This is a genomic window from Falsiroseomonas sp. (genome assembly GCF_051859025.1).
GTDB lineage: Bacteria > Pseudomonadota > Alphaproteobacteria > Acetobacterales > Acetobacteraceae > Falsiroseomonas.
On the sequence record NZ_JBHYGL010000003.1, the window covers coordinates 138413 to 160286 of the forward strand.

Genomic DNA, 21874 nt, shown 5'->3' on the forward strand with positions numbered 1-21874 from the left:
CGCTTCCTCCTCAAACGCCCAGGCATCGGTGCATCAGCTCCTCATCGGCCCGCAGCGCCGCGGGCGCGCCGTCGAAGACGACGCCGCCCTTCACCAGCACGATGCTGCGGTCCACGAGCGAGAGGATCGCCGCGACGGTCTTGTCCACCACCACCGTGGCGATGCCCGTCTCGCGGATCGTGGCGATGACGCGCCAGATGTCGTCGCGGATCAGCGGCGCGAGCCCTTCCGTCGCCTCGTCCAGGATCAGCAGGCGCGGATTGGTCATCAGCGCGCGGCCGATCGAGAGCATCTGCTGCTCGCCGCCCGAAAGCTGGTCGCCACGGTTGCCGAGCCGTTCCTTCAGGCGCGGGAAGGTGTCCAGCACCCGCTCCTCCGTCCAGTTCCGCTGGCCGTCCACGCCGGGCCGCGCGGCCAGGCGCAGATTCTCGGGCACGGTCAGGCTGGCGAAGATACCGCGCCCTTCCGGCACCACCGCGATGCCGCGGCGGACGCGCCGGAAGGGCGCCTCGCGCGAGACATCCTGGCCGTCCATCAGCACCTGCCCACCGCGCAGCGGCACCAGGCCCAGCATGGTTCGCAGCAGCGTGGTCTTGCCCATGCCGTTGCGACCCATCAACCCGATCGCCTGGCCGGGGGCGACGGCGAAGTCCACGCCGTGCAGCACCATTCCGGTGCCGTAGCCGGCCTGGACACCCTTGGCCTCGATGATCGGCGTCATGCTGCATGCCCCAGATAGGCGTCGCGGACGGTGGCGGAGGCGCGGATGGCCGCCGGCGCGCCCTGTTCCAGGACCTGGCCGTCCACCATCACGGTCACGCGGTCCGCCACCGCGAAGACCACGTCCATGTCGTGTTCGATCAGCATCACGGCGTGGTCCGCCGCGAGCTCCTTCAGCAGCCCCGCGAGCCGCTCGCTCTCCTCAGGCCCCATGCCGGCCAGCGGCTCATCGAGCAGCAGCACCGTGGGACCGGCCGCGAGCGCCATCGCGATCTCCAGCTGGCGCAGCTGGCCATGGCTGAGCGTGCCCGCGACGCGCCCGGCCAGCGCACCGAGGCCGACGCGGGTGAGGGCAGCCTCCGCCGCCTCGGTGGGCGCGTGCTCGCTCGTCACGACCTGCAGGTAGCGCCGCAGCGGCGTGATCCTGGCCTGCGCGGCGAGGCGGACATTCTCCCGCACCGTCATCGGCTTCAGCACGTTGGTCCGCTGGAAGGAACGGCCGACACCGGCGCGCGCGAAGCGCCAGGATGGCCAGTCGCCGACCTCCGCGCCATGCAGCAGAAGCCGCCCGGCGCTTGGGCGCAACTCGCCGGAGAGCAGGTTGGTCAGCGTGCTCTTGCCGGCGCCGTTCGGGCCGATCACCGCATGCAGCTCACCGACATGCAGCACGAGGTTCACGGCGTTGACGGCGACCAGGCCGCCGAAGCGGCGGGTCAGGCCGATGGCCTCCATCGCGGGGGTGATCATGGCGAGACCTCCTTCGGGCGGGTGGCGGGTTCGGCCTCCGGCATGCCGCGCCGCAGCGAGGGCAGCCTGATCCCGGCCAGGCCGTGGCGCAGGCCGAGCACGACGGCGAGGATCACCAGGCCCTCGACCAGCCGCTGCCGCTCCGTGATGAGCTGCGCGACCTCGCCCAGTCCGACCCAGGCGAAGGCGCCGAGGATCGGGCCGTGCAGCGCGCCGAGACCGCCGAGCAGGATCATCAGCAGTGCCTCCGCGCTGCGGTGCCAGGCGAGCAGTTCCGGGCTGACGAAGGCCTGCGTCATGCCCCACATGTGCCCCGCGATGCCGGCCAGCGCACCGGCCAGCGTGAAGGCGCCGAGCTGAAGCCAATAGGTGTCGAAGCCCATGGAGCGCATGCGGTGCTCATTCGCGCGGATGCCGAGCAGCGCCCGCCCGAACATCGTCCGCAACAGCGCGGCGAGCCCAAGATACATCGCCACCAGCACGCCGAGGTTGACCAGCAGCATCACCGTCGGCCGGTCCTGGCGGGAGACCACCCATTCCAGCCCGAACACCGAGAAGGTGGGCCGCGCAACGAAGACACCGTCCGCGCCGCCGCCGAGCGGCGTGTCGTGGAAGACGAAGAACAGCATCTGCCCGAAGGCGAGCGTGGTCATCAGGAAGAAGAAGTTGCGGGTGCGCAGCGCCAGCGCGCCGACGGCGAGCGCCGCCAGCCCCGAGAGCAGCACCGCGGCCGGCAGGGTGATGAAGACGGAGATGCTCGGGCCATGCGCGCCCATCAGGTGGATGGCGTAGGCACCGACGCCGAAGAAGGCGGCGTGGCCCAGGCTCACCAGCCCGGTGACGCCGACCAGCAGCTGCAGGCTGAGCGCGAACATCGCGAAGACGACCGCCGTGGAGACCAGCTCCAGGTGGTAGGGCGAGGCGAAGAGGGGGAGCGAGGCCACAGCGAGGGCGGCGCAGCCCAGCAGGACGGACCCGGTGCGACCGGCGACGGTGAGCATGGCGTCAGCTCCTCGCGAAGAGGCCGGTCGGCCGCCAGAGCAGCACGAGGGCCATCAGGACATAGACGGCAAGCCCGGACGCGAAGGGCAGATAGGCCTTCGAGAGCGTGTCCACGATGCCGATGAGCAGCGCGCCCCAGAAGGCGCCGGCGATAGAGCCGACGCCGCCCACCACGACCACGACGAAGCAGATGATCAGGAAGCCGTGGCCCATGTTCGGGTAGACCGAGTGCAGCGGCGCGGCGAGCGCACCCGCCAGCATCGCGAGCGCGGTGCCCACGGCGAAGACGACCATGTGGATCCGCCGTGCATCGAGGCCGAGCAGGTCCACCATCTCGGGCTTCTCCGCCGCCGCGCGGATCGCGGAGCCGATGCGCGTGCGCTCGATCGCCAGGAACATGGCCCCGGCGATGGCGAGGCACGCAGCCAGAACCGCGAGACGGTAGGCGGAGTAGGAGAAATCCCCCACCATCGGCACGGCGACATCGAGCGCCGCGGGCACCGGCACCGAGTGGAAGTCGTTGCCGATCAGGATCGAGCGGCCTTCCTCGAACAGCAGGATCAGCGCGAAGGTCAGCAGCACCTGGTCAAGATGCTCGCGGTGATAGAAGCGCCGGAACAGACCGCGCTCGAGCACCGCGCCGAGGGCGAGGCCGCCCAGCACCGCCGCGGGCAAGGCGAGCCAGAGCGAGCCCGTCCCGCCGGAGACCACGAAGGCGATGTAGGCGCCGACCATGAAGAGGCTTCCATGGGCGAGGTTGATCACGCCCATGACGCCGAAGATGAGGGTGAGGCCGCTGCTGATCAGGAACAGCAGCAGCCCGTATTGCAGCCCGTTGAGGAGCTGCGCGGCCAGGCCGGACATTGTGGTTCTTCCTCCCTTGCGTGCCGCGGCTCAGGCCGTCGGCATGCGGCAGCCGGTGCCTGGATCGGCCAGCTGGGCGGCGGCGACACCGACCACCAGGTTCTGGCCGCCGCGCGCCTCTCGCAGGTAGATGTCCTGGACCGGGTTGTGCTGCGGCGAGAGGGTGAAGGTGCCGCGCGGGCTGTCGATGCGCGCACTCCGCATCGCGGCGACCAGCGCGCGCTCCGCGGCGATGTCCCCGCGCGTCGCCTCGAGCCCCGTCGCGAGCAGCTGGCCCGCATCGTAGCCCTGCACCGCGTAGACGTCGGCCTCACGACCGGTGCGCTCCCGGAAGGCCCGGCGGAAGCCGATATTGCGCTCGGTCTGGATGCCGTCACCGTAGTGCAGCGCCGTGCGCACGCCCTCGGCGGCCGCGCCCTGGGCGGTGAGCGTCCCCTCCGTGAGGAAGCCCGAGCCGACGAGGGGGATGCGATCCTTGAGGCCGGCCGAGGCATAGTCGCGCACGAACTGCACCGCGCCACCACCGGCGAAGAAGGCACCCACGGCCTCCACGTTCAGGCCGGCGATCTGGGCGAGGATCGGCTGGAAGTTGTTTTCCGGGAAGGGCAGCGTCAGCTCCCGCACCAGTTCCGCGCCACCCGAGCGCAGGCCCTCGCGGAAGCCCTCCGTCGCCTCCTTGCCCGCCGCATAGTCCCAGGTCACCCAGGCCGCGCGCCGCACGCCACGGTCGGCGAGCGACTTGCCGATGGCGAAGGCCGGCTGCCAGTTGGTGAAGGAGGTGCGGAAGATCGTCGGCGCGCAGAGTTCACGCGTCGCCGCGGCGTTGCCGGCGTTCGGGATGATCAGCGGAATGCCACGCTCGCGGGAGGCCTGCACCATCGCCATCACCACGCCCGAATGCACGGTGCCGACCATCGCGCCGACGCGCTCCCGGCCGACCAGGCGGTTGACGTTCTGCACCGACTTCGCCGGGTCGGATTCATCGTCGAGCCGCACGACCTGGATCGTGCGGCCGCCGAGGCGCCCACCCTTCTCCGCCAGGTACATCTCGAAGGCGGCCGCGATATTCTCACCGAGCGAGGCGAATGTGCCGGAGAAAGGCAGCATCAGCCCGATGCGGAGCGCCGCGCCCTGGGCGAGCGCAGGGCGGGACAGCGCGCCCGCGGCAAGGGTGGTGGCAGCGCCGGCAAGCAGCGTGCGGCGCGAGACGGTGGATGTCGTGTTCGGGTTCATGTCCGTGTCCTCTCTGTTCATTGGTTCAGCTGGTTCTTGCTGGGCGTGGTCAGTCGGCGATCGCCGAGGGGTGGCGCGCCAGCGGCGTCACCTGGATGTCCATGAAGGGGAAGAGCGGCAGCGTGCCGAGGATGGCGTGCAGCTCGTCATGGTCGGCCACGTCGAAGACGCTGTAGTTCGCGTAGGCGCCGGCGATCCGCCACAAATGGCGCCACTTGCCCTCGCGCTGCAGCGCCTCGGCGCGCGTCTTCTCGGCGGCCTTCAGCCTGGCGAACTCGGCGGGGTCCATGTCGCGCGGAACATGGACGTCCATGCGGATGTGATAGAGCATGACTGCCTCCTTCAGCCGCGCGCGTAATGGCGCAGCTTGGCGCGATCGAGCGTCACGCCGATGCCGGGACCGGACGGCAGGTGGACGCGGAAATCCTCGAAGCGCAGCGGCTCCTCGACCAGGTCGTCGGTCAGGATCTGCGGCCCGAAATGCTCGCAGCCCCAGGCGAGGTCGCGCAGGCCGGCAAAGGCCTGCAGATGCGCCGCGGCGCCGATGGAACTCTCCAGCAGGCAGCCGCCGTAGAGGCCGATGCCGGCGGCTTCCGCGACCGCCGCGACCTTGTGCAGGTTCAGCAGCCCCGCATGCTTCACCAGCTTCAGCGATACGACATCGGCAGCCGCGGCCTGCGCGACGCCCAGCATGTCATGCGTCGAGAAGACGCATTCATCGGCCATCAGCGGCACCGCCGAGCGCGCCCGCACGCGTGCCATGCCGGCGACGTTCCAGGCCGGCAGGGGCTGCTCGACCAGCGTCACGCCAAGATCGGCCAGCACGGGCAGGCAGCGATTGGCGGTCGTCTCGTCCCAGGCCTGGTTGGCATCGACGATGAAGCGCGCACGGCCGGCCAGCGCCGTGGTGAGGCGGCGCATCCGCGCCAGATCCGCTTCGGGCGACAAGGCGCCGATCTTCACCTTGAAGGTATCGTGCAGCCGCGCGGCGAGCTTCGCCTCGGCCTCCTCGATCTCCTGCACGGGATCGCCGGAAGCGAGCGTCCAGAGCACCGGCACGCTGTCCCGCACCAGGCCGCCGAGCAGCAGATGCGCGGGAACGCCGAGCGTCCTGCCGACGGCATCGAACAGCGCCGTGTCGATTGCCGCCTTGGCGGCGTTGTTGCGCTTCGCGGCGGCGTCGAGCAAGGCGCCCGTCGCCTCGAACCGGTCGGCGCGGTGGCCGATCAATGCGGGCGCCAGATGGGCGTCGATATTGGCCTTGATCGCCTCGACGCTCTCCTCGCTCCAACGGGGTCCGCCGAGGGTTGCCGCCTCGCCGATGCCCTCGGCGCCGTTCGCCAGCCGGACCTCGACGATGACGTAGCTTTGCGCGGTGACCGACAGCGACGAAAGCTTGTGACGGCGCACCGTCGGCACATCGACAATCGTGCTGCGGATGGTGTGGATGCTGAGGTCGCGCCGCAAATCGGCCGGGATGGTCATCGGGCTGTCGGGCATCATGGGCTCCACTCGGGGCGCAGTCGGGGGAGACGGCGCGCAGGCTGCGCGCCGCCAGGTCTCATCCATCGTGGGAAAGGAAGGGCCCGGCCGTGACGAAGGGCCGGGCCGTGCGCGCTCAGCCCGCCGGGGCGTGGGCGCGGTTCACGACGGTGGCGGGCGCTACGTCGCTTTCGGCATGCAGCACGAAGTCGAAGGTGATCTCGGCGTAGGGCGCGTTCAGGCCCTTGGCCCGCACCTTCTCGGCATCGTCCACGCGGCGCACCTCGGGGATGAGGCCGTCGCGGGTGGCGAAGGCGAAGTCGTCGTGCAGGTATTCGTCGCCGTCGATGTTGATCTGCGTCGTCAGCTTGCGGTAGCCGGGCGCCACCACGAAGAAGTGGATATGGGCGGGGCGGTGGCCGTGGCGGCCGAGATGGTTCAGCAGTTCCTGCGTCACGCCGTCCGGCGGGCAGGCATAGCCGGCGGGCAGGATGGAGCGGAAGCGGTAGCGCCCCTCGGCATCGGTCTCGATCCGGCGGCGCAGGTTGTACTTCGCCTGGCTCGGGTCGAAGAAGGAATAGCCGCCGAGCGTGTTCGCGTGCCAGACATCGATGATGGCGCCGGCCACCGGCTTGCCGTCCATGTCACGGACCTGGCCGTCCATGAACAGCACCTCGCCCTGTTCGGTCCCGTCATCCAGCCGCGCCTCGCCCTTCGACAGCGGCGCGCCTTCGATCCAGAGCGGGCCTTCGATGGTGCGCGGCGTGCCGCCCTCGATGCCCGCCTTCAGCTCCGCCTGGTCGAGGCGCAGATCGAGGAAGGTCTCGATCCCGAGGCCCGGCACCAGCAGCCCGGTCTCATTCGCCTGGCCGAGCCGCGTCAGATAGGCCATCGCGGACCAGAATTCGTCGGGCTGCACGTCGAAATCCTCGATCGTGCGGAACAGGTCGGACACCACGCGGTGCACGATGCGCTTCAGGCGCACGTCGCCGTTGCCGTCGCCAAGGTTGCTGACCTTCATCAGCAGGTCCTTGACTTCCTTGGTCTCCATCAGGCTGTCGGTCATCGCTGAATCCTCCGCTTGGGGTTGGTTGGTCGGGTAGGTCAGCCGAGGTCCCCGCCCGCGACGGGCAGGGTGACTCCGGTGATGTAGGAGGCCTCGTCCGAGGCCAGGAACAGGATCGCCGCCGCCTGTTCCTCGATGCTGCCGTAGCGATGCAGCAGGCTGGAGGCCTTGGTCTGGTCCACCACCTGCTGCATCCAGCGGTCCTCATCCGCACTGCGCGGCGCGGCGTTCCGCGGCACGCGACGCGGCGGCGCGTCGGTGCCGCCAGGCGCCGTGGCGCAGACGCGGATGCCATGCCCGGCATATTCCATCGCGAGACTCGCGGTGATCGCATTCACCCCGCCCTTCGCCGCGGAATAGGGCACGCGATTCACGCCGCGCGTCGCGACCGAGGAGACGTTGACGATCACGCCGCCGCCCGCTTCCAGCATCGCCGGCAGTACCGCGCGGCAGCACCAGAGCGTGGGGAACAACGAGCGGCGGATTTCCGCCTCGATCTGCGATTCCTCGTATTCGGCGAAGGGCTTCGCCCAGATCGTGCCGCCGACATTGTTGACCAGGATGTCGATGCGCCCGAAGGCGGCCCGCGCACGCGCCACGGCTTCGGTCGCGCCGGCGAAGGCTTCGAGGTCCGTGGTGATGGCGATGGCATCGCCGCCCGCCTCCCGCCGCACCTCCTCGACGAGGTCGGATCGGTCCACCATCGCGACGCGGGCCCCTTCGCGCGCGAGGCGCAGCGCGACCTCGCGGCCGATGCCCTGGGCGGCGCCGGTGACGAGGGCGGCCTTGCCGGCGAAGCGTCCCGTGAAGGTCCTCACGCCGCGAGCCTCCCGGTCGTGGTCGGCGCGCTCGGCGAGAATTTCTCGTAGTGGAAATTGGCTGGCGTCACGCCCTGCGCGGCAAGCCAGGCGCGGACCGCATCCACCATCGGCGGCGGGCCGCAGAGATAGACATCCACCTCGCCGCCATGCAGGTGGAGAGGCTGCACATGCGCCGTGACGTAGCCCTTGCGCGGGTGCGCGCTGTCCTCGGCCGCGACGCAGGTGGAGAAGGTGAAGCCGGGGATGCGGGCCGCGAAGGCTTCAAGATCCGCCACGCCCACCAGGTCCAGGTCGTTGGTCACGCCATAGACGAGGTGTACCGGCTGCGATGTCCCCGCCGCGGCCAGCTTCCCGAGCATGGACAGGAACGGCGCGAGGCCGGTGCCGCCGGCCAGGAACAGCAGCGGCCGCTTCACGTCGCGCAGGTAGAAGCTGCCGGCAGGGCCGGTGAACTCCATCGACGTGCCTGGCTCCGCGCCCTCGCGCAGCCAGGTGCTCATCCGGCCGCGCGGGATGTCGCGCACCAGGAAGGACAGCGTCGCATCGCCCGGCGCCGAGCTGAAGGAGTAGGAGCGCCGCTCGTCGGTGCCCGGCACGCGCAGGTTGACGTACTGGCCGGGCAGGAAGGTGAGGCCCGCCGGTGCGTCGAGCGTGAAGGCGATGCTGGTCTCCGAAAGCCGTTCCACGCCGCGCAGCACCGTCGCGAAGCTCTGCCCCGCCGTCTTGCAGACCGCCGAGGATGCCAGGATCGCCAGCACCAGGTCGCTCTCGGGGCGCATCTGGCAGGCGAGCGCGAGGCCCGACGCGGCCTCCTCCTCGGTCAGTGCATCCTCGATATAGCTGCCGCCATCGTAGCGGCCGGATTCCACGCGGCATTTGCAGGTGCCGCAGGCGCCGTCGCGGCAGTCGAGCGGGATGTTGATGCCGAGGCGGTAGGAGGCGTCGGCGACCGTCTCGCCGGCACGCGCCTCGATGAAGCGTGTGACGCCGTCCTCGAAGTTGAGCGCGATGCTGTGGGTCATGACCGTTCGCCCCGCTCAGATGTGGTAGATGTCGACGACGTGGTGGATGTAGTCGTTCTTCAGGACGACCTTCTTCGTGCGGATCAGCGGCCGCTCGCCCGTCGTGTCGATGGTGTAGAAGGACGTGCCGAAATAGGTGTCGGTCGTCTTGTAGCGGAAGCTGAAGGTCACCCAGTTGAAGCGCAGCTTCGTCAACCCGCCCGCCTGCTCCAGGATCTCGACATTGCTGATGTTGTGGGAGGTGCGCGGCTCCGGCAGGCTTGTCGCGCTGCTGCGCTCGGTCCTGATGCGGAAGACACGATCCTCGAGCCCGCCCTTGTGGCCGTACCAGATCAGCGAAATCTCGGTCTGCGGGTCCGTGGTCAGCCTGTCGTCATCGTCCCAGGCCGGCATCCAGAATTCGGCGTCCGGCGCGTAATGCGCGAGCCAGGAATCCCAGTCCTTGTCGTCGAGGGCGCGTGCTTCCCGATACAGGAACTGCGTCGCGTCCTGGACGGTGAAGGCGTTGCGGGCGGGAACATCGATCGCGATGGACATGGCGTTCCTCCTCAGCCCTGGGTCTTGCAAGGCTCAGCGGACAGCGCGCGCTGCATCGCCTCCTGCCAGTATTTGTGCTGCACGACGAAGAGCCCCTCGTCCTCGGTCTTGGCACCACTCATGATCGGCTTGAGGCCGATGGCCTCCGCGGCCGCATCGGGGCCGGGGATCCAGTGCTGCGCGCCGCGTGTCATGTCGTTCCAGCGCGCGGCACGTGCGCCCATGGACATCTGGCAGGCCCGGAATTCCTCGAGGTCGTCCGGCGTCGCCATGCCGGATGCGTTGAAGAAATCCTCGTACTGGCGGATGCGGTGCGTGCGGGCGTCCGGCGCCTCGCCCTTCGGCGCGATGCAGTAGATCGTGACTTCCGTCTTATCGACCGAGATCGGGCGATAGGTGCGGATCTGCGAGGAGAACTGATCCATGAGGTAGACGTTCGGGTAGAGGCAGAGGTTGCGGCTGCGGCCCACCATCCAGTCCGCGCGCGCCTGGCCGAACTGCGCGGCCAGTTCCTCCCGCCGTTCCCAGTTCGGCCGATCCTCGGGGTTCGCCCAGTTGGTCCAGAGCAGCAGGTGGCCGTGCTCGAAGGAGTAGAAGCCGCCGCCGCCCTTCGCCCAGCCGCCGGCACTCATCGCGCGTGTGGTGTCTGCTTGCGCGGCTTCCTTGCGACGGCTGGTGGTGGCCGCGTAGTTCCAATGCACGGCGCTGACGTGGTAGCCGTCCGCGCCGTTCTCGGTCTGGAGTTTCCAGTTGCCGTCATAGATATAGGTGGAGGCGCCGCGCAGTACCTCGAGCCCATCCGGGGACTGATCGACGATGAGGTCGATGATCTTCGTCGCTTCGCCGAGGTGCTCGGCCAGCGGCTTCACATCCGCATTCAGGCTGCCGAAGAGGAACCCACGATAGCTCTCGAACCGCGCGACCTTGGTCAGGTCGTGGCTACCGTTCTTGTTGAAGCTCTCGGGATACCCGGCATCGTTGGGATCCTTCACCTTCAGCAGCTTGCCGCTGTTGTTGAAGGTCCAGCCGTGGAAGGGGCAGGTGTAGGTCGCCTTGTTCCCACGCTTGTGGCGACAGAGCATCGCTCCGCGGTGGCTGCAGGCGTTGACGAAGGCGTTCAGCTCTCCCTGGCGGTTGCGCGCGATGAAGATGGGCTGGCGGCCCATCGTGGTGGTGAAGTAGTCGTTGTTGGCCGGGATCTGGCTCTCATGCGCCAGGTAGATCCAGTTGCCCTCGAAGATGTGCCGCATCTCGAGCTCGAACAGCTCGGGATCGGTGAAGATGTCGCGCGCCACGCGGAAGACGCCCTTGGCGGCATCGTCCTCAAGCGCGGTATTCACGGTGGTCTGCACAGAGTCGAGCATGGACGGCTTCCTATCGGTCTTGCTTGGTTGGGTGGCCGGGCGGCGTGGCGACGCTGGCCCGAAGCGCTTTGACGATGGACGTCGTGCAGCGGCCGCACTGGGCGCGGCAGCCGCAGCGGGCATGGACTTCGCGCGGCCGGCGGGCGCCCTGGTGGATCGCTTCGGCGATCTGCGTGTCCGTCAGGGCGTTGCACAGGCAGAGGAACATGGTGCCGCCCTCAACCCTGGCCCGTAGGGCGGGGCGGGGTCGGCCTTTGCTCCTGGCGCGCTACCTGGGACATTGTGTTTCCTCCGTCCCGGCCAAATGCCTTCTTTCCGTAACGCTTTTCCAAGACTAAAAAGGTCGGAACAATACCTGGGAGGTATCGCGTGGACTCGCGCCAGCTCCGCTACTTCGTGGCTGTGGCGCGGGAGCGGAACTTCACCCGCGCCGCCGAGAAGCTGCACATCGCCCAGCCGCCGTTGAGCCGGGCGATCCAGCAACTCGAGGACGAGTTCGGCGTGGCCCTGCTCGACCGTGCTAGCAGGCCCCTCGCGCTCACCGATGCGGGGCGGCTTCTGTTCGAGCAGGCTGTGCAGGTGCTTGATCGCATGGATGAGATGAAGGCCATGGTCGCGCGGTTGCGCGACGCGGAGCTGACGCGCCTGGGCATCGGCTTCGTCGCGTCGACGCTCTACGGTTACCTGCCGGACGTTATCCGGCGATACCGTGCTGCGCGTCCGGAGGTCGAACTCACCCTGCTGGAGATGACAACGATCGAGCAGGTCGCGGCGCTGAAGGAGGGCCGCATCGACGTCAGCTTCGGACGGATCACCTTCAATGACGCGGCGGTCGAGCGCACCGTCCTGCGCAACGAGAAGCTCTGCGTGGCCTTGCCGCTGACGCACCGCCTGTCGTCACGTACGGGGCTGCTGAAACTGGAGGAACTCGCTGGCGACGCGTTGGTGGTCTACCCGAAGGCGCCGCGCCCGAGCTACGCGGACCAGGTGCTGGCGCTGTTCCGGGAACGCGATCTCAAGCCGAAGCACGTGCACGAGGTGCGCGAACTGCAGACGGCGCTCGGCCTGGTCGCGGCTGACACCGGCGTCTGCATCGTCCCCGCCTCGGTGGAGCGACTACGGCGCGACAACGTCGTGTATCGCCGCCTCGACGAGCCAGGCGCGGTCTCGCCGATCATCATGAGCACACGCAAGGGCGACCGCTCGCCGGAGATCGGCCTGATCCTCCGCATCGTGAAGGATATGTACAAGAAGGAGGGGATCACCTTCGGTGCGTGATATTCGGCCCCCTGGACGACCGGCGGCCTGCTGTCATCGGTTCCCGGAAGTGGATAGTGTGCGAGCTGGCTCTGCAGGAACGCCGGCCCGCCAGAGAACGGTGGATTCCAGCTACCACCGCTTCTCCAGTCGGCGTCCCAACGTCACAACTGCGCTGCGTCGGTAACGCCGCGGAACCGCAGGTTTCGTGAAACGGTTCTGTTGCAATGTTTTGATTGGCCTGCGGCTACGCCTTCACCGCGCTCGGTCAGGCGGCGCCGCCGAACAGCGCGGCGACGAAGCCGGCCTGAGCTTGCATGTTGCGGCCGCCGATCTGATGAGCCTGCCCCTTCCTGATCACCGCCATGGCCTCGTAGCCCGCCAGCGTTCGTCGCGCTGTGCGCATGCTCCCGAAGCCGAGCCCCGGTCGGATCAGCCGCTTCACGCTACGATGGTCCTGCTCGACAATGTTGTTCAGATATTTGCATTGTCGCGTTCGGGTGAAGCGCGACAGCACGTCGTTCTCTTTCATGTCGGCCACGGCGCGCGGGTAGGCCGGGTTCTTGTCAACCGTGATGGTGCGGGGCGTGACCGTGTGCGGCTGCCCCAGCGCCTTGCGGAAGAACCGCTTGGCCGCGGTCGCGTCGCGATGCGCGGCAAGCAGGAAGTCAATCGTCTGCCCGCTGCTGTCGACGGCGCGATAGAGGTAGGTCCAGCGACCCTTCACACGAACGTAGGTCTCGTCGACCCGCCACGAGCCGTTGCGCCTGCACAGGTGCGGCCGCAGTCGCTTCTCAAGTTGCGGCGCGTAGGCCTGGATCCAACGAAAGATCGTGGTGTGGGAGATCTCGGCGCCACGGTCCTGCAGCATGAGTTCGAGGCCACGGTAGCTGATCGGGAACATCAGGTACCAGCGGACCGCCCACAGGATCACCTCAGCCGTGAACTGCCGGCCCTTGAAGGTCAGATCCGCCCAAAACTTCTCCAGCTGCCGTCTTGCCATGCCAAAGCTTCGCGCCGATTGGACCAAGCCGCAAAGGATGCAACAGAACCCGACGCGCTGCGTGGTGGTGCAACCCTCGACCTATGGCACCGACAATGCCTGCCTGCTGGATGCGCTGGGCCAGCTCGGCCGCATCGCCCGCGGCGTCGCCGTGGTCGACGGCCGCGTCCCCGATGCGGAGCTGCGGGCGATGGACGCGGCGGGTGTGCGCGGGCTGCGCTTCAACATGACCCGCATCGGCGGCGCCGGCGTCGAGGTCCTGGAAGCCCTGGCGAAGCGCGTGGCGCCGCTCGGCTGGCACCTGCAGCTGCACACAATGCCCGAAGGCCATGTGGCACTGGGCGACGCGCTGAAGCGGCTGCCGCTGCCGCTGGTGATCGACCATCTCGGGCGCCTCGGCGCCCCGGGCTGGCAGGACCACCCCGCCTGGGCGCTTCTGCGCGGCCTGGTCGATGCCGGCAACACCTGGGTCAAGCTGTCCGGCGCCTATCACGACACGCGCGTCGGCGCGCCGGCCTGTGCCGATACCGGCGCCGTGCTACGCGCCTGGCAGCAGGCGGCGCCGCAGCGCGTGGTCTGGGGCACGGACTGGCCGCATCCCGCCGCCACCACGGGCGAGAAGCCATTGCCCGACGACGCGCAGCTGCTCGACCTGCTGGCGGACTGGGTGCCGTCGGAGACCGAGCGTCAGCTGCTGCTGGTCGACAACCCTGCCTCCCTCTGCGGCTTCGCGGAGACCGACCGATGACCGCCAATCGGCTGCGGGTCTTCCTGACCTATACTGACGACGAGCTCGCCAACTACTACAGCGAGACCGGCCTGGCGGGGCTGCGGGAGCAAGCCGACATCGTCCGCAACCGCACGGGACGCGTGCTGGCCGGACGGGAACTGGCGGAGGCCGTATCGGGCTGCCCGGTGATCATCGCCCATCGATCCGCCCCCGGCACCGCCGACACCTTTGCCCATGCGCCCGACCTCGTCGCCTTCCTGCGCGGGGCGGTGGATATCAGCACTATCGACGTCGCCGCCGCCTCCGCCCATGGCGTGCTGGTGACCCGCGCCACCGCGGGGTTCAGCGATTCCGTGGCGGAGCTGGGGCTCGGTCTGATGATCGACCTGGCGCGGGGGGTCTCGCGCTATCGCGATGTCTGGCGCGCCGGCCTTGCGCCGGTGCCGGTCAAGGGCATGCAGCTGCGCGGATCGACGGTGGGGATCGTCGGCTTCGGCCGCATCGCGCAGCGGCTGGCGGGCATTGCCCAGGGCGTCGGGATGCAGGTGCTGGCTTTCGATCCGCATAATCGGCCGGACGCGCCGGGTGTCACGGCGGCAAGCCTGACCGAGGTGCTGGCGGGCGCCGATTTCGTTGTCTGCCTCGCGGCCTCGACGCCGGAGACGCTGCAGATGTTCGACGCTGCGGCCTTCGCGGCGATGCGACGTGGCGCCGGCTTCGTGAACCTGTCGCGTGGCGAGCTGGTGGACGAAGTAGCGCTGGAGGCCGGCCATCTGCGCGGCGCCGGGCTGGATGTCGGCATGGCGCCGGACCAGATGCCCTCGCCGCGGCTGATCGCGCGGCGGGATGTCGTGGCGACGCCGCATGTCGGCGGCCTGACCGCGCAGGCCCGCGAGCATCAGATCCAGGATACCGTGCGCCAGGTCGCGGCCCTCGCCGCCGGCCGGATGCCAGAGAACGCGGTGAATGCCGCCGAAGCGACGCGCTGGCAGACACTACAGCGCTGACATCAACGACTGAAACAGGGAGGAACGAACATGAGCAAGATTGCACGACGCCCATTGCTGGGACTGCTGGCCCTGGCACCTGCCGCGGCCGTGGCGCAGGAGGCGCGCTGGCCAAACCGGCCAATTCGCCTGATCGTCGCCTTTGCGCCCGGCGGCTTCACGGATATCGCGGGGCGGTTGATCGCCCAGGCGCTGTCGCAGGAGCTCGGCCAGCCCGTCGTGGTCGACAACCGCGCCGGCGCCGCCGGGCTGATCGGCACCGAAACCGCCGCCCAGGCCGCGCCCGACGGCAACACCCTGCTGCTCGGCACCATCAGCACCCATGCGATGAATGTCGGTCTCTACGCGACGCTGCCCTACGATCCGCTGCGCAGCTTCGTCGCCGTGGCAGGGGTCGCCAGCGGTCAGCTCGTGCTGGCCGTGCATCCCTCGGTCGCCGCGGAAAGCGTGCCGGCGCTGATCGCCATGGCCAAGGCCCAGCCGGGCAAGCTGACCTACGGGTCCGGCGGCAATGGCACGACCAGCCACCTGGCCGGCGAGCTGTTCAAGTCAATGGCCGGCATCGACCTGCTTCATGTCCCCTTTCGTAGCCCGGCGCCGGCGGCTTCCGCCCTGCTAGCGGGACAGGTGGACCTCATGTTCGACACCCTGCCGACCTCGCTGCCCAATATCCGGGCCGGCAAGCTCCGCGTGCTCGGCGTGACCTCGCCGACGCGCGTGGCAGAGCTGCCGGGCGTGCCGGCGGTGGCGGAGACGCTGCCGGGCTTCGATACCGGTACCTGGGTCGGCCTCTTCGCGCCCGCCGGGACGCCACCTGCCATTGTCAGCCGCGTCGAGGCGGCGACCCGCAAAACCCTGGCCGCACCGGACATGCAGAGCCGCCTGTCCGACCTCGGCATGCAGCCGATGACGGTGGGCGGCGACGACTTCGCTGCCTATGTGCGATCCGAAATCGAGAAATGGGTTGGCGTCGTAAGGCGCGCCAACATCCGGGCGGATTGAGCGGCGGGCCACCTTCATTGGGATAGTTGTGGACAAGCACGCGAGCGAGACCCCTTTTAGCGTGGGGGCTACCGCGAAAGGCATTGTTCCGCCGATATCCGCGAGTGGGACCCCCATGCCGACGCGGGGTCCCACAGCGTGCCAATCCACAGGAGGGTAAGCGTCTGATTCTCCTGGTTCAGACTTGGCCTGCCGCGATTGGGGCAAGCCCCTACTCACCCGCGGTAAGCGGGACTTATCGCGGGTTAGCCCTGCTGGACGGCCTCGCTAATCAGGCCGGCAACCCGGAACATGTTCCGTTTATGTTCGTATTGCAGCATCGTGGATGGCCCCGATTCCCTTCGCCGCCAGCACCCTTGCCGAGGCCAGCGAGTGGTGGCTCGTCTTCCGGTGTCCGGTCTGCGAGCACGCGAAGTGGTGACCATGCCGGATGTTGGCCCGCGATCTCGGAGCCGATCGGACGGTCGGCGACATCGTTGCCCGGCTGCTCTGTCACCGATGCCGAGCCCGCCCAGACCAAGTGGAACTCGTGGACCGCCCGCAGGCCGATGCACCGGGCTTCGTTAGTGGGGGCGGCGTACAGCGGGTGAGGAAGTGGCCATCCATCCTGCCTACGGGCACCGCTAGATCGAGCGCGAGGAGGACTACCGCGTGGTGCTGGTTTTCAGACCGGTGCAGGTTGGAGCGCAGCACGGGCGGGCTCGCCTTACCTGACCCAATGCCTCTCCATTAAAGCGGGGCAAGTCCACCGCGCGGCTTGTTCGATTTCGTGGACCGAGGTGCCGAGGACGAGTTCGCGCTGGAGGCCAACCGCGCGGCCTTCCGCGCCATCCACCTTGTCCCGCGTGTCCTGGCGGACGTGTCCCGGCGCGACCCGGCGACGACGCTGTTCGGCGCACCAGTGGGGATGCCCCTCGTCATCGCGCCGACCGGCGCCGCGGGGCTGCTCTGGCATGACGGAGAGGTCGCCCTCGCCCGCGCCGCCGCGAAGGCCGGCATCCCCTTCACCCTTGCCACCGGGTCGCTGACGAGCATGGAGGAGGTCGCTGCCAGGGCGGGCGGGACGCTCTGGTTCCAGCTCTACATGTGGCCGGACCGAGCGATGTCGCACGCCCTCGTGGACCGCGCGGCGAAGGCGGGGTTCGAGGCTCTCGTGGTCACCGTTGACACCGCCGTCCCGTCCAACCGCGAGTACAACTTGCGGAGCGGCTTCACGATCCCTTTCCGCTTCACCCCTCGGAACGTGCTGGACGTGGCGCTGCACCCCCGCTGGCTCGCGGGCGTGCTGGCGCGCTACATGCTCACAACGGGCATGCCGCGTTACCGCAACTATCCGACCGACATGCAGGCCCGGATGACGGCCGCGCCGATGGGTCGCGCCATGCCGAAAGCCGACTCCCTATCCTGGGACGACCTGCGCGACCTGCGCCGCCGCTGGTCTGGCCGTCTGCTCGTCAAGGGCGTGCTGCATCCGGAGGACGCGGCGAAGGCAGCGACGTGCGGCGCTGACGGCGTGATCGTGAGCAACCACGGCGGCCGGGTGCTGGATTCCAGCATTCCTCCCATCATGGCCCTGCCCGCCGTGCTGAAGCGACTAGACGGCAAGGTGCCGGTCCTGCTGGACAGCGGCGTGACTCGCGGGAGCGACGTGGTGAAGGCGCTTGCCCTCGGTGCCGCAGCGGTGCTCGTCGGCCGGGCGCCGCTTTACGGGGTCGCGGCCGCCGGCCCGGCGGGGGTGGAGCGGGTGCTGGATATCCTGCGGGACGAGATCCGGCGGGTCATGGGCCAGGTCGGCAGCAGCCGGGTCGGGGATCTCTCCCCGGACGTGCTGCGGCTACCGCCGGGTTTCGCAGCTCCGTGAGCGCGACGCTGGACGAGGGACCGCCCGCCGCGGCCGAGCGGGCCAGCGGTCGTGGCGAGGGCAGCATCAGCCGGGCCTTCGACATCCTCGATCTTTTCGGGGACGAGGTGCCGCTGATCCGGGCCGAGGACGTGATGGAGCGGCTCGGCTACAGGAAATCCACCGCCTACCGCTACCTCAAGATCCTCTGCGACGTCGGACTCGTCGCGCAGGCGGGCCGGTCGCTCTACACGCTCGGACCGCGCATCGTCGAACTCGAGCGATTGATGGTGCGGACCGACCCGCTGCTGGGGGCCGCGCAGCAGGAGATGCCCCGCCTCGCCGCCATAAACGGCAACTCCGTCGTCCTCCTATCTAGCCTCTACCGCGATCGCGTCCTGTGCCTGCACCGGGAGGGCCCGGAGGAGATTAACGTGGCGGGCGAGGTCGTCAGGTTGCGCCGGACCCGCGGCACCCCCCTTCCCCTTTTTCACGGCGCGGCCTCCCTTGCGATTCTCGCGATGCTCACCCCGCATCGGATTCGGAGCCTCTACCTGGAACGCGGCGCCGAGATCGCGCGCAGCCGTCTCGCGGAGAATTGGCAATCGTTCCGGCGGGAATTGTTGGGGATGCGGCGCGACGGGCACGTCGTGACGATCGGACGCTACCACCCGCTTCTGGCGGCCGTCGCGGTACCGATCCTGCCGCGGGAGGAGGGGGAAGTCAGGGCGAGTCTTACCTGGACCCTTGCCATCGCCGATCTCCCCGACGGGGAGCCGGCCACCATCATCAATGAGTTGAAGGCCGCCGCCGCGCGTATCACCACGCACCTGCCCTGACACGCACCCCCGACCGGACGCAGTGTGTTGCGGAGGAGTGCCGTACCGGACGACAAACGCATGCACCTAGCGACAGGAGGTGGACACGTCCGCTTCCAGGATCCGCCAGGCGCTCCGGATGTGCGCGCGCATGAGGGACTCGGCCAGCAGCGCGTCCCGCCCTTCCATGGCGCGGGCTATTTGCCAATGCTCCTGCCGCGCCTCCTCCCGCCGCCCCGGCACGGCGCCGGAGCGCCAGCGGTACAGGCGCACAAGGTCGTAGAGGTCCACCGAGAGGAGTTCCGCGATCCGCGCGTTGCCGCACCCCTGCGCGACCGCGACGTGGAAGTCGAAGGCCGGCGTCGCGGGACTTTCCATCGACTCACGGTTCGCCCGCAGCACCGCGTCGGGCAGGCGCTCGGTCGCCAGCCGGCAGGCCATGCCCTCCAGGCACTCGCGCAATTCGAAGATCTCGCGCAGTTCCTCCAGCCCTAGCGCCGCGATCCGCGCCCGAAGGTAGGGTTCGCGCGTCACCAGTTTGCGGCCCTGCAACCGCCGCACCGCTTCCCGAACCGGCCCCCGGCTCATGCCGAAGCGCCGCGCCAAGTCCAGTTCGTTCAGCTCCGCGCCCGGCGCCAGTTCGCCTTGGCGGATGAGGTACAGGATCATCTCGAGCGCCCGCTCGGCCAGATTGGGCGCCTCGGGCGAGGGCGGCGGGATCGCGTCCACGCTCCGCGCCTTACTTCGAGATCATCAGGTGCTTCTTCCAGCGATCCCCGAACACCGCGATCACGTCCAATTGGTCCACGAAGTAAAGAATCTTTCCCTCGATGGAGTCCGGGAACTTCGGCGCGGCAGAGCCGTGCGTCATGGTGATGTGAGACACCGCGTGCGGCACCCCGCGCCGCGCCGCGAGGTGCGCGCACCAGAAGCCGTGCGGGTAGCTCTTGCCGATCTCGGTCCGCACCGCCTTGCCGTCGGACCCCGGCTCGTACTCCACCAACTTGCTCGCGTCCTGCAGGATGGCGGCGGCAATCAGCAGGTCCCGGTCGATCTTCGTGCCATGATGGGCCGTCAGCGCGTCCGCCACCGACAGCGCCATGGTCACGATGCACTGGGTGTGCGGCAGGTTGGGATAGGGGATCTCGCCGGACACCGGCAGGTCCGCGAGGCTCTCCCAGCGCGACGCGGCCCAGAGGTCGTCGAACACGTCACGCACGCCTTGGCGCAGCGCATCGTCCTTGATCTCGGCCAGCTGCGGATAGAACTCTCGTAGGTCGAGCGGGGGTCGGCTCATCGCGTCCAAGTTAGCCCTCATTGCGGCTCGATCCGGGCCGCGCGCACCACGGAGGCCCAGCGCGGGATCTCCCGCCGGATGAACTCCACGAACTCCTCCGGCGTGGAGGCCAGCGGCTCGCAGCCGATGGCGGCCAGCCGGGTCCGTACCTCCTCTTCTGCCAGCACGGTGCGCACCGCCTCGCTCAGCCTCGCGATCACGGGTGCCGGCGTGCCGGCCGGGGCCAGCAGCCCGTACCAGCCGGGCGCGACGAGGTCCGGCAGCCCTGCCTCCGCCGTGGTCGGCACGTCGGGCAGAAGGCGGGACCGGCGCGGCTCCGTCACCACCAGTGCCCGCAACTGCCCGGCCTCGATCTGCGGCACGGCCGTCATGGTGTAGAACATGAAGTCCAGCGAGCCGCCGAGCAGGTCGTTCATGGCCTGGGCGTTGCCGCGGTAGGGCACGCCCACCGCCTCGATTCCGGCCTGATGGAAGAGCATCTCCGTCGCCAGGTGCTGGGTGGAGGCGGGCAGGAAACCGCCGTTCAGCCTCCCCGGCGCCGCCTTCGCCGCCGCGATCAGGTCCTGCAGGGAGCGGTAGGGAGAGTTCGTCCGCACCACCAACACCGTCTGGTTGCTGGCCACCAGCGCGACCGGCGCAAAGTCGCGCACGGGGTCGAAGGGCAGGCGCCGGAACAGCGAGGGGTTGATGACGTGCCCGGTGAAGGGCAGCAGCAGCGTGTAGCCGTCGGGCGCGGCACGGACCAGCGCCTCCGCCCCGATGTTCCCCGCCGCGCCCGCCCGGTTCTCCACCACGACGGGCTGCCCCAGCCGCGTCGAGAGCCCTCCCGCCACGAGCCGCCCCACCGTGTCGCCCCCACCGCCCGGCGGCGCCGCGACGATCAGCCGGATGGGCCGGACCGGGTAGGTGCCCTGCGCCCGCGCGCGCTCCGCGACGGTGGCAGTCAGGGCGGCGAGCAGCGCGCGCCGGCCGAGGTTCGGGATGGTCGCTATGGCTGTCACTCCGCCGTCGCGCCGCTGGAGCGCACGGCCTTCGCCCAGATCTCGCGCTCCCGCGCCAGGAAGGCGTCGGCCTGATCCGGCGGGATCACCAACGCCTCCGCGCCCTGCGCGTCAAGCGCCGCGCGCCAGGTGGGAGAGGACGCGGCGGCCGCGAAGGTCTCGCGCAGCCGCGTCAGCACCGGCGCCGGCGTCGCGGCGGGCGCGACGACGCCGAACCACACGGGCGAGTCCAGCTCCGGGAAGCCGAGTTCCACCATCGTCGGCACGTCGGGGAGCTGCGGCAGGCGCGTGGTGCCCGTGACCGCCAGCGCCCGCAGCCGCGGGTCGGACAGCAGCGGCACGGCCGTCGGCGCCCCGGTGAAGGAGAAGCCGATCCGCCCCGCGGTGAGGTCGGTCAGCAGCGGCGACGCGCCGCGGTAGGGCACGTGCAGGAACTCCGCCCCCGCCGCGCTTGCCATCACCTGCGCCGTCAGGTGGGACAAGGAGCCGACGCCGTTGGAGCCGTAGCTGATCCCGCCCGGGCGCTGCCGGCCGAGCGCCACCAGCGCCGCCACCGTCTCCGCCGGCGCCGCGCTGCGGCTGGCGACGAGGACGTTGCGGTAGGCCGCGATCATGCCGATGAAGGTGAAGTCCGTTGCCGGATCGAAGGACAGGTTGCGGTAGAGCGCGCGGTTGATCGCAAGCAGCGCCTGCCCGGCAACCAGCAGCGTGTAGCCGTTTGCCGGGGCGCGCGCCGTGAACTCCCCCGCCACGTTGCCGCCCGCGCCGGCGCGGTTGTCGATGACCACGGCCTGCCCGAGCATCGGCGACCAGAGGTTGGCGGCCAGCCGCCCGACCGCGTCCCCCGAGCCGCCGGGCGGGTAGGAGACGACGAGGCGGATCGAGCGGGCCGGGAAGTCCTGCGCGCGGACCGCACGCCCGAGCAGCGGCGCCGCCATGGTCCCGAGGAGCAGGGACCGGCGTGGGATGGCCCAGGGAACGCGGGGCGTCTCGTGCATTGTTTCCTCCGATTTGTCCGTAGGCTGCCGACCACATCCGAAAGTGTCAACACCTGATTGAAC

At 69.4% G+C, this 21874-nt stretch carries 24 protein-coding genes; 6 read left to right on the forward strand and 18 right to left on the reverse strand.

The annotated features are described in order from the left end of the window. Positions 1 to 10: 10 nt before the first annotated feature. From ACTIE5_RS06770 to ACTIE5_RS06830, 13 genes are all read right to left on the reverse strand, one after another. Positions 11 to 721: an ABC transporter ATP-binding protein gene (locus tag ACTIE5_RS06770; RefSeq protein ID WP_439548931.1), complete on the reverse strand. Its 711-nt coding sequence runs from the start codon at positions 719 to 721 to the stop codon at positions 11 to 13. Then, positions 718 to 1467 carry an ABC transporter ATP-binding protein gene (locus ACTIE5_RS06775; protein WP_439548932.1) on the reverse strand — a complete coding sequence of 250 codons (750 nt, stop codon included), beginning with the start codon at positions 1465 to 1467 and terminating at the stop codon, positions 718 to 720. The genes ACTIE5_RS06770 and ACTIE5_RS06775 overlap by 4 nt, the downstream gene beginning before the upstream one ends. Continuing rightward, positions 1464 to 2468 (reverse strand): branched-chain amino acid ABC transporter permease, encoded by a 1005-nt coding sequence (locus ACTIE5_RS06780; protein ID WP_439548933.1) that lies wholly within the window; start codon positions 2466 to 2468, stop codon positions 1464 to 1466. Before ACTIE5_RS06780 ends, ACTIE5_RS06775 begins: the two co-directional genes overlap by 4 nt. 4 nt (positions 2469 to 2472) lie before the next feature. After that, positions 2473 to 3333, reverse strand: coding sequence for a branched-chain amino acid ABC transporter permease (locus ACTIE5_RS06785; protein ID WP_439548934.1), 861 nt, complete (start codon positions 3331 to 3333; stop codon positions 2473 to 2475). 30 nt (positions 3334 to 3363) lie between these two features. Beyond that, entirely contained in the window at positions 3364 to 4566 is a 1203-nt protein-coding gene (locus ACTIE5_RS06790; RefSeq protein WP_439548935.1) for an ABC transporter substrate-binding protein, read from the reverse strand. A gap of 49 nt (positions 4567 to 4615) precedes the next feature. Beyond that, positions 4616 to 4897: a muconolactone Delta-isomerase gene (gene catC, locus ACTIE5_RS06795; protein ID WP_439548936.1), complete on the reverse strand. Its 282-nt coding sequence runs from the start codon at positions 4895 to 4897 to the stop codon at positions 4616 to 4618. Positions 4898 to 4908: 11 nt separating this feature from the next. Next, positions 4909 to 6069: a muconate/chloromuconate family cycloisomerase gene (locus tag ACTIE5_RS06800; protein ID WP_439548937.1), complete on the reverse strand. Its 1161-nt coding sequence runs from the start codon at positions 6067 to 6069 to the stop codon at positions 4909 to 4911. Positions 6070 to 6184: 115 nt separating this feature from the next. Further along, positions 6185 to 7114 carry a catechol 1,2-dioxygenase gene (catA, locus tag ACTIE5_RS06805; RefSeq protein ID WP_439548938.1) on the reverse strand — a complete coding sequence of 310 codons (930 nt, stop codon included), beginning with the start codon at positions 7112 to 7114 and terminating at the stop codon, positions 6185 to 6187. 38 nt (positions 7115 to 7152) lie between these two features. Further along, a complete protein-coding gene (locus ACTIE5_RS06810) occupies positions 7153 to 7932 on the reverse strand; it encodes a 1,6-dihydroxycyclohexa-2,4-diene-1-carboxylate dehydrogenase (RefSeq protein ID WP_439548939.1) in 780 nt (259 codons plus the stop codon). After that, positions 7929 to 8957 (reverse strand): benzoate 1,2-dioxygenase electron transfer component BenC, encoded by a 1029-nt coding sequence (gene benC / locus ACTIE5_RS06815; protein WP_439548940.1) that lies wholly within the window; start codon positions 8955 to 8957, stop codon positions 7929 to 7931. Before benC ends, ACTIE5_RS06810 begins: the two co-directional genes overlap by 4 nt. A 15-nt stretch (positions 8958 to 8972) precedes the next feature. Next, on the reverse strand, positions 8973 to 9494 hold the full coding sequence (gene benB, locus ACTIE5_RS06820) for a benzoate 1,2-dioxygenase small subunit (protein ID WP_439548941.1): 522 nt from the start codon (positions 9492 to 9494) through the stop codon (positions 8973 to 8975). Between the two features lie 11 nt (positions 9495 to 9505). Continuing rightward, positions 9506 to 10858 (reverse strand): benzoate 1,2-dioxygenase large subunit, encoded by a 1353-nt coding sequence (gene benA, locus ACTIE5_RS06825; protein WP_439548942.1) that lies wholly within the window; start codon positions 10856 to 10858, stop codon positions 9506 to 9508. Between the two features lie 10 nt (positions 10859 to 10868). Further along, positions 10869 to 11066: a (2Fe-2S)-binding protein gene (locus ACTIE5_RS06830; protein WP_439548943.1), complete on the reverse strand. Its 198-nt coding sequence runs from the start codon at positions 11064 to 11066 to the stop codon at positions 10869 to 10871. A 161-nt stretch (positions 11067 to 11227) separates the two neighbouring features. Between ACTIE5_RS06830 and ACTIE5_RS06835 the strand changes: the two genes are divergently transcribed. Then, positions 11228 to 12136 carry a LysR family transcriptional regulator gene (locus ACTIE5_RS06835; RefSeq protein WP_439548944.1) on the forward strand — a complete coding sequence of 303 codons (909 nt, stop codon included), beginning with the start codon at positions 11228 to 11230 and terminating at the stop codon, positions 12134 to 12136. 247 nt (positions 12137 to 12383) lie between these two features. Here the strand turns inward: ACTIE5_RS06835 and ACTIE5_RS06840 are convergent, their stop codons facing one another. After that, complete coding sequence (locus ACTIE5_RS06840; RefSeq protein WP_439548945.1) at positions 12384 to 13118, reverse strand: IS6 family transposase; 735 nt, start codon at positions 13116 to 13118, stop codon at positions 12384 to 12386. Positions 13119 to 13155: 37 nt separating this feature from the next. Between ACTIE5_RS06840 and ACTIE5_RS06845 the strand changes: the two genes are divergently transcribed. From ACTIE5_RS06845 to ACTIE5_RS06865, 5 genes are all read left to right on the forward strand, one after another. After that, positions 13156 to 13866 carry an amidohydrolase family protein gene (locus ACTIE5_RS06845; protein ID WP_439548946.1) on the forward strand — a complete coding sequence of 237 codons (711 nt, stop codon included), beginning with the start codon at positions 13156 to 13158 and terminating at the stop codon, positions 13864 to 13866. Further along, entirely contained in the window at positions 13863 to 14855 is a 993-nt protein-coding gene (locus tag ACTIE5_RS06850; RefSeq protein ID WP_439548947.1) for an NAD(P)-dependent oxidoreductase, read from the forward strand. The genes ACTIE5_RS06845 and ACTIE5_RS06850 overlap by 4 nt, the downstream gene beginning before the upstream one ends. Positions 14856 to 14885: 30 nt before the next feature. After that, the gene (locus ACTIE5_RS06855; RefSeq protein ID WP_439548948.1) at positions 14886 to 15857 is read left to right on the forward strand and encodes a tripartite tricarboxylate transporter substrate binding protein; all 972 of its coding nucleotides are present in this window, start codon (positions 14886 to 14888) and stop codon (positions 15855 to 15857) included. Positions 15858 to 16614: 757 nt separating this feature from the next. Next, positions 16615 to 17718 carry an alpha-hydroxy acid oxidase gene (locus ACTIE5_RS06860; protein WP_439548949.1) on the forward strand — a complete coding sequence of 368 codons (1104 nt, stop codon included), beginning with the start codon at positions 16615 to 16617 and terminating at the stop codon, positions 17716 to 17718. Next, positions 17715 to 18536, forward strand: a complete 822-nt coding sequence (locus tag ACTIE5_RS06865) for an IclR family transcriptional regulator (RefSeq protein WP_439548950.1) — start codon at positions 17715 to 17717, stop codon at positions 18534 to 18536. Before ACTIE5_RS06860 ends, ACTIE5_RS06865 begins: the two co-directional genes overlap by 4 nt. A gap of 66 nt (positions 18537 to 18602) precedes the next feature. On the opposite strand, the gene ACTIE5_RS06870 is transcribed toward ACTIE5_RS06865, so the two are convergent. The 4 genes from ACTIE5_RS06870 to ACTIE5_RS06885 are packed head-to-tail and all read right to left on the reverse strand — an operon-like array spanning position 18603 to position 21811. Next, positions 18603 to 19244 carry a GntR family transcriptional regulator gene (locus ACTIE5_RS06870; protein WP_439548951.1) on the reverse strand — a complete coding sequence of 214 codons (642 nt, stop codon included), beginning with the start codon at positions 19242 to 19244 and terminating at the stop codon, positions 18603 to 18605. A gap of 10 nt (positions 19245 to 19254) precedes the next feature. Next, on the reverse strand, positions 19255 to 19821 hold the full coding sequence (locus ACTIE5_RS06875) for a hypothetical protein (RefSeq protein ID WP_439548952.1): 567 nt from the start codon (positions 19819 to 19821) through the stop codon (positions 19255 to 19257). 8 nt (positions 19822 to 19829) lie between these two features. Next, complete coding sequence (locus ACTIE5_RS06880) at positions 19830 to 20813, reverse strand: Bug family tripartite tricarboxylate transporter substrate binding protein (RefSeq protein ID WP_439548953.1); 984 nt, start codon at positions 20811 to 20813, stop codon at positions 19830 to 19832. Then, complete coding sequence (locus ACTIE5_RS06885; protein WP_439548954.1) at positions 20810 to 21811, reverse strand: Bug family tripartite tricarboxylate transporter substrate binding protein; 1002 nt, start codon at positions 21809 to 21811, stop codon at positions 20810 to 20812. Before ACTIE5_RS06885 ends, ACTIE5_RS06880 begins: the two co-directional genes overlap by 4 nt. Positions 21812 to 21874: the final 63 nt, after the last annotated feature.

Bases quoted from the DNA above. Each gene is read 5' to 3' on its own strand.
- ACTIE5_RS06770 (WP_439548931.1), bottom strand. From the start codon at position 721: ATGACGCCGATCATCGAGGCCAAGGGTGTCCAGGCCGGCTACGGCACC.
- ACTIE5_RS06775 (WP_439548932.1), bottom strand. From the start codon at position 1,467: ATGATCACCCCCGCGATGGAGGCCATCGGCCTGACCCGCCGCTTCGGC.
- ACTIE5_RS06780 (WP_439548933.1), bottom strand. From the start codon at position 2,468: ATGCTCACCGTCGCCGGTCGCACCGGGTCCGTCCTGCTGGGCTGCGCC.
- ACTIE5_RS06785 (WP_439548934.1), bottom strand. From the start codon at position 3,333: ATGTCCGGCCTGGCCGCGCAGCTCCTCAACGGGCTGCAATACGGGCTG.
- ACTIE5_RS06790 (WP_439548935.1), bottom strand. From the start codon at position 4,566: ATGAACCCGAACACGACATCCACCGTCTCGCGCCGCACGCTGCTTGCC.
- catC (WP_439548936.1), bottom strand. From the start codon at position 4,897: ATGCTCTATCACATCCGCATGGACGTCCATGTTCCGCGCGACATGGAC.
- ACTIE5_RS06800 (WP_439548937.1), bottom strand. From the start codon at position 6,069: ATGATGCCCGACAGCCCGATGACCATCCCGGCCGATTTGCGGCGCGAC.
- catA (WP_439548938.1), bottom strand. From the start codon at position 7,114: ATGACCGACAGCCTGATGGAGACCAAGGAAGTCAAGGACCTGCTGATG.
- benC (WP_439548940.1), bottom strand. From the start codon at position 8,957: ATGACCCACAGCATCGCGCTCAACTTCGAGGACGGCGTCACACGCTTC.
- benB (WP_439548941.1), bottom strand. From the start codon at position 9,494: ATGTCCATCGCGATCGATGTTCCCGCCCGCAACGCCTTCACCGTCCAG.
- benA (WP_439548942.1), bottom strand. From the start codon at position 10,858: ATGCTCGACTCTGTGCAGACCACCGTGAATACCGCGCTTGAGGACGAT.
- ACTIE5_RS06830 (WP_439548943.1), bottom strand. From the start codon at position 11,066: ATGTTCCTCTGCCTGTGCAACGCCCTGACGGACACGCAGATCGCCGAA.
- ACTIE5_RS06840 (WP_439548945.1), bottom strand. From the start codon at position 13,118: ATGGCAAGACGGCAGCTGGAGAAGTTTTGGGCGGATCTGACCTTCAAG.
- ACTIE5_RS06845 (WP_439548946.1), top strand. From the start codon at position 13,156: ATGCAACAGAACCCGACGCGCTGCGTGGTGGTGCAACCCTCGACCTAT.
- ACTIE5_RS06850 (WP_439548947.1), top strand. From the start codon at position 13,863: ATGACCGCCAATCGGCTGCGGGTCTTCCTGACCTATACTGACGACGAG.
- ACTIE5_RS06855 (WP_439548948.1), top strand. From the start codon at position 14,886: ATGAGCAAGATTGCACGACGCCCATTGCTGGGACTGCTGGCCCTGGCA.
- ACTIE5_RS06885 (WP_439548954.1), bottom strand. From the start codon at position 21,811: ATGCACGAGACGCCCCGCGTTCCCTGGGCCATCCCACGCCGGTCCCTG.